Consider the following 383-nt stretch of genomic DNA (forward strand, 5'->3'; position numbering starts at 1 on the left):
CGAACAGGAATCCCTAGTTCATTCGCTAGATTCTGTAATTCAACTTTCCACAGTCGCACTCGAGAACCATTGCTGCCACCACCATCCGCAGTGATTAACAACTCGCGGGCACCGGGATAAAGTTCTTTACCCATTCCAAACCACCATCGGCGAATTGTGGATACAGCAAAACTTGCCGTGTCGTGATCAGTGCCGACGCTTACCCATCCTAAGTTATTGGCTATATCATAAACACCATATGGGTTTGCTCGTCCCAACTCTTTATCAACAAAATCATAAACCTTGACCTCTTCTGGTTCCCCCTTTGGCCGTAGCTCTTTCCCGCCGTTTTTGTATTGACCAACCAACTCTTTTTTCTTGGTATCAACTGAAATTACCGGCTG

At 46.2% G+C, this 383-nt stretch carries 1 protein-coding gene; it reads right to left on the reverse strand.

From position 1 onward, the window contains the following. On the reverse strand, positions 1-383 hold a 383-nt coding region (locus ACYQ8U_RS23265; protein ID WP_459947935.1), incomplete at both ends, for an ISAzo13 family transposase.

The organism is Desulfocastanea catecholica, assembly GCF_054657295.1.